This is a genomic window from Micrococcus sp. HMSC31B01 (assembly GCF_001816085.1).
Lineage (GTDB): Bacteria > Actinomycetota > Actinomycetes > Actinomycetales > Micrococcaceae > Micrococcus > Micrococcus luteus.
In genome coordinates this window covers 357-1,704 of sequence record NZ_KV824946.1, presented here as the reverse complement: position 1 = coordinate 1,704, position 1,348 = coordinate 357, and the positions used below count along the sequence as shown (strand labels likewise).

1 protein-coding gene and 1 pseudogene are annotated in these 1,348 nt (G+C 75.7%); one reads left to right on the top strand and one right to left on the bottom strand.

Annotation, left to right across the window (positions count from 1 at the left end):
* Positions 1 to 186, bottom strand: a pseudogene (locus HMPREF3105_RS01930) (GTPase HflX); the annotation flags it as partial.
* Between the two features lie 441 nt (positions 187 to 627).
* Between HMPREF3105_RS01930 and HMPREF3105_RS01925 the strand changes: the two are divergent.
* Positions 628 to 1,348: NAD(P)-binding domain-containing protein (locus tag HMPREF3105_RS01925; RefSeq protein WP_246830315.1), on the top strand; the 721-nt coding region annotated here is incomplete at its 3' end.

Sequence of the window (1,348 nt, the reverse complement as noted above, 5' to 3'; positions counted from 1 at the left end):
GCCGGCGTCGGGGGCGTCCCGGTGCTCGGCGGCGGCGCCGTCCGCGGAGCCGTGCCCGGTCGCCTCGCGCTCGGAGGCGCGGCGAGCGTCATCGGCGGCCAGGATGCGGTCGATCACGGCCTGGATCTCGTCCTCGGAGCCGTGGGCGCCCTGGGGGCCGGGGGTGTGCTGGTTCTTCTCAGTCATGGTCTCCTCTGGGCCGCCGCGGTCGGGTGGCCCGATGGTCTCAGGGTAAAGGGGTGCGCGGACGCGTTAGGCGGCTGTCCGCAGGGGGCGGACGTGACGGGTGACGCGCACGGCCGTGTGGGCAGGGGTCGGCGCCGCGCTGCGACGATCTCGCGGCGGCTCCGTTCGCGGGAGGAAGGCGAGCACGCGGCACCGCAGCCACGAGGTCTCGTCGGCGGGCGTGCAGGGGCGGACCACGTAGTCCATGGTGGGATCCCCCTCAGGTGCCGGGGCGCTCGACGGCCTCATCCGAGGCGGGCGCGCGAGGGGCGGGGGCAGGCAGTGACGCGGGGGCGTCAGCGCAGGAAGATCCACATAGGGGTCAAGTGTACCGGGCGGCGCGCGTGGGCGACAGGGGCCCCGGCGCCCGGTCCGCCGCCGACGCGCACGTATCCTGCGGGCATGACCGCGCCCCCCTCCCCGGCCCCGCCGCAGCCAGCTCGGGTGGGCCGGGCGACCGTCGTCGTGATCGGCGCGGGCCAGGCGGGGCTGTCCGCCGCCTACCACCTGCGCCGCCGCGGTTTCGTGGGGCTGGGTCCGAACGACGACGGCGCCGCCGGCGTCCCCGACGACGCCCCTTGCACGTTCGTGGTGCTCGACGCGGAGACCGCCCCGGGCGGCGCGTGGCAGCACCGCTGGGACTCGCTCACGATGGCCACCGTCAACCACATCCACGAGCTGCCCGGCGACCCGGTGCCGCCGGCCGACCCGGCCGCGCACGCCAACACCCTGCTGCCGGCCTACTTCGCCGATTACGAGGCACGGTTCGCCCTGCCGATCCGGCGGCCCGTGCGTGTGAGGCGCGTCGAGCGGATCGGCGAGCCGGGACGTGCGCGCGGGTTCTTCGTCCGCACGGACGGGGCGCCGGGCACGTGGCGGGCGGACTTCGTGGTCAACGCGACCGGCACCTGGACGTCCCCACGGTGGCCCTCGGTGCCCGGGATGCGCTCGTTCCACGGCCGGCAGCTGCACACCCGTGACTACGTGTCCAAGGACGAGTTCGCCGGGCAGCGGGTGGTGATCGTGGGCATGGGCGTCTCGGCGACGCAGCTGCTGGCCGAGATCTCCACGGTCGCGGACACCCTGTGGGTGACCCGCCGCGAGCCGCAGTGGCAGGACTCGG